The sequence below is a fragment of the Pseudomonas sp. 05N433 genome (genome assembly GCF_056396925.1).
Genome location: NZ_JBFTML010000115.1, coordinates 1 through 2,971, shown reverse-complemented (window position 1 = coordinate 2,971; position 2,971 = coordinate 1). Strand labels below are relative to the sequence as shown.

The 2,971-nt window shown below is 54.9% G+C and carries 4 protein-coding genes; 2 read left to right on the top strand and 2 right to left on the bottom strand.

The genetic code is table 11. The features are described 5' to 3' along the window. Window positions 1–259 precede the first annotated feature (259 nt). Window positions 260–1,156 carry a LysR family transcriptional regulator gene (locus tag AC1DIS_RS29855; protein ID WP_477744678.1) on the bottom strand — a complete coding sequence of 299 codons (897 nt, stop codon included), beginning with the start codon at window positions 1,154–1,156 and terminating at the stop codon, window positions 260–262. Between the two features lie 101 nt (window positions 1,157–1,257). On the opposite strand from AC1DIS_RS29855, the gene AC1DIS_RS29850 reads away from it, so the two are divergent. Beyond that, entirely contained in the window at window positions 1,258–1,920 is a 663-nt protein-coding gene (locus AC1DIS_RS29850) for an NADPH-dependent F420 reductase (RefSeq protein WP_111455147.1), read from the top strand. A 151-nt stretch (window positions 1,921–2,071) separates the two neighbouring features. Here AC1DIS_RS29850 and AC1DIS_RS29845 read toward each other — a convergent pair whose 3' ends face one another. After that, on the bottom strand, window positions 2,072–2,347 hold the full coding sequence (locus AC1DIS_RS29845; RefSeq protein WP_018925645.1) for a DUF2798 domain-containing protein: 276 nt from the start codon (window positions 2,345–2,347) through the stop codon (window positions 2,072–2,074). A 131-nt stretch (window positions 2,348–2,478) separates the two neighbouring features. Between AC1DIS_RS29845 and AC1DIS_RS29840 the strand changes: the two genes are divergently transcribed. Beyond that, window positions 2,479–2,971, top strand: a 493-nt coding sequence (locus AC1DIS_RS29840; protein WP_477781289.1) for a LysR family transcriptional regulator, incomplete at its 3' end; no start/stop codon positions are given.

Genomic DNA, 2,971 nt, shown 5'->3' with positions numbered 1-2,971 from the left:
AAGTACGCGTCCGAGATTGAAATCTTTACTTTTTGCAGTGGCTTCCGGACTCAGATTTCACGTAGCAGCGTGCAAAAAAGGTGTTTTCACCAGTCAATGATCAGGCAGTTTGGGCAGACCGACTTTTTCAACAGAATCGGTCGTTTACTGCCCTTGGCGACAGGCAACAATCGGCCCAACAGCAGCCAGTCAATGAAGCAGTAGCCTGCGACCGCGATCAATCACAATTCAATGCCGCTGAGACAACTCAAAAGCTTGCTCAAGGAGCACCAAAGCGGACGAGCGCAGCCTCGATAAATCGTCGGAGTTTGGCAGTTCTCTGACGATTGGCCGTGTAGAGCAAATGCATTTGTCGGCTCGGTGCTTCGTAATCAGCTAACAGTCGAACCAACTCACCGCTGCGCAACGCGGGCTCAAGAAAGTCTTCGGGACCAAGGACGATCCCGAACCCGTCCAGCGCTGCCGACAGCAGTGCTTTGCTCTCATTGACCTGCAATCGACTGACGACTTGTACCCGTTCAACTGCGGAGCCTTTGCAGAATACCCATTCGTGGTCGGCCGGCCGGGACCAATAGGCATACCCCAGACACTCATGGTTCTTCAGATCATCCGGTATTTGTGGCACTCCGCGGTCGGTCAGGTAGCTCGGTGCTGCACAGGCTACCAACCGATAAGGTGCCAACGGCCTGGCGGTCAAACTGGACGCGGTCAGCGGGCCAATTCTGAAAGTCACTTCATAACCCTCCTCCACCAGATCGACGAAGCGATCGGTCAAATGCAAATCGATTTCGACTTCCGGGTGTTGACGCAAAAACTCCGTCACAAAGGGCATGAGGCTATAGGAGCCGAACGTTACGGGAGCGCTGATTTTCAGTTTGCCGCGCGGGGTGTCGTTCATGATCTGCGCAAGGGAGTCGGCAGCCTGAGCTTCGCTCAAAATGTGCTTACAGCGTTCGTAGTAAGCACTGCCCAACTCAGTCAGGCTCTGGCGTCGGGTGGTACGGTTCAGTAGCCGCGCACCTAGCCGCTGCTCAAGCGCGGCAACATGCTTGGCCACCATCTGCGCCGACAGGCCCAATCGCTCGGCAGCACTGGCATAGGAGCCGCATTCCGCCGCCATCACAAACGCTCCCATGCTCGTCAGACGGTCCATCATTCAACACTCCTGGTAACGAGACTAAGTAGCCGATGATTATTTATCTGCTGTTGGTTGGCAATCATCATGGTTTCTTCTTACTTAACCAGCGGAGCAAGGACATGCGTATCGGCATTATTGGGGCAGGCTTCATCGGACGTGCAGTGGCGCAATTGGTCATCGCCGCGGGACACGAGGCGATGCTCAGCAATTCACGTGGGCCACAGACCATGAGCAGCGTGCGCAGTGGCATTCCTGGCAGTCAGGTCGGCACTATCGAGGACGCAGCACAATTTGGCGAAGTTGTACTCGTGGCAATTCCTCTTGAGCATTACCGAAGCGTGCCGGCCAAGTGGCTAGAGGGCAAAACCGTGCTGGATGCCAATAATTACTACCCGGAGCGCGACGGTCACATTGCCGCTCTCGACCGATTCGAAACCACCACCAGCCGCTTGCTCGCCGAGCACCTGCCCCACTCCAGCGTGGTCAAGGTGTTCAATGCAATCCTCGCCCAGGACCTGGTGCAGGACACGCGCCCGAAAGCAGCGCCCGACCGACGCGCACTGCCGATCGCGGCGGATGATCCGGCGGCGAAAGCGCTGGTGATCAAGTTACTGGACGAGATTGGATTCGACGCGGTAGATGCGGGCAGTCTTGATGAAAGCTGGCGATTCGAACGGGCTAAACCCGCCTACTGCATACCGCTGGATAAAGAGGGGCTGAAGGTTGCCTTGGCTGCGGCCCATCGGCAGGTCGAATTGCCCGAGGGATCGTGGCGTCGCTGAATAGCCCACAACCTGCTGGATCGAGAGAAGACTCGAAGCTGACTGCGGACAGTGTCAGCTTTAGGTCGACTCCGACCTGTGACGGCCGGCAACAGTCGACCCAATAGGGTTGTCCACAACGCCCCATCAATTGGGCCGTAAGCGGCCGCCCTTAGCGATGTGGGTGTACAGTCAAAGACACCAGTTTGAGCACAATGGGGCGAACGACGAGTATGCACAGGAATGCCACCGGCATGGCCAATTTATAGGCGTGCAGCGCATTACTTAGGTAATCATTCTCAATACCGGAATTTGCCGCGGTGATCACGAATGACATCAAGAGCGCCATGATGGTGGCCATATACAGTGCGAAAACATAAGGCGTAGCGCGAACCGAGAGCTTGCGTTGGTTGAAAAATAGAGCTTTAGAGGATGTTTTTGGATTCATATCAGACCTTTTTGATCTTCGATTGGTAGGTGATGAACACCATAGCAAGATCAAAAATTAGCAACTAGACGGCTAGCAGTGGTTGCTTTATAAACAAAATCTTATGAATGACTCTTCTCGCTGGAACAAAGATGAACCTGTTAGGGGCGATTGCTAGCTTTATCAAGGTGGTTGAAGCGGGCTCCATCGTGGGCGCGGCCAAAACCCTGGGCGTCAGTGCGGCAGCCATTAGCCAGACCCTAAATCGCTTGGAAACCCACCTGGGTACGCGCCTTCTCCAGCGCACCACGCGTAGCATGGCGTTAACCGAAAGCGGCATGGTGTACTACGAAAAAGTGAAACGTATAGCGCGTGATCTCGAATCGGCGCAAAGCGCGATCACCAGCGCGCAGACTCAACTCCAAGGGCGACTGTGCATCGCTTCTACCTCCGCTTTCGGGCGGCATGTGTTGGCGCCACTAATCGCCGGCTTCGCTGCACGTTACCCACGCCTGATACTTGAACTCTCGACCACAGATCGCAAAATTAATCATATTCAAGAAGGCATTGATCTGAGCCTGCGGATAAAACCACAACTAGAAGAGGGGATCGTCGCTCGCAAGATCGTTTCAGTCCTTTCAGTCC

Excerpts from the sequence above, each read along its gene's own strand:
- AC1DIS_RS29855 (WP_477744678.1), bottom strand. The coding sequence starts at position 1,156 with ATGATGGACCGTCTGACGAGCATGGGAGCGTTTGTGATGGCGGCGGAA.
- AC1DIS_RS29850 (WP_111455147.1), top strand. The coding sequence starts at position 1,258 with ATGCGTATCGGCATTATTGGGGCAGGCTTCATCGGACGTGCAGTGGCG.
- AC1DIS_RS29845 (WP_018925645.1), bottom strand. The coding sequence starts at position 2,347 with ATGAATCCAAAAACATCCTCTAAAGCTCTATTTTTCAACCAACGCAAG.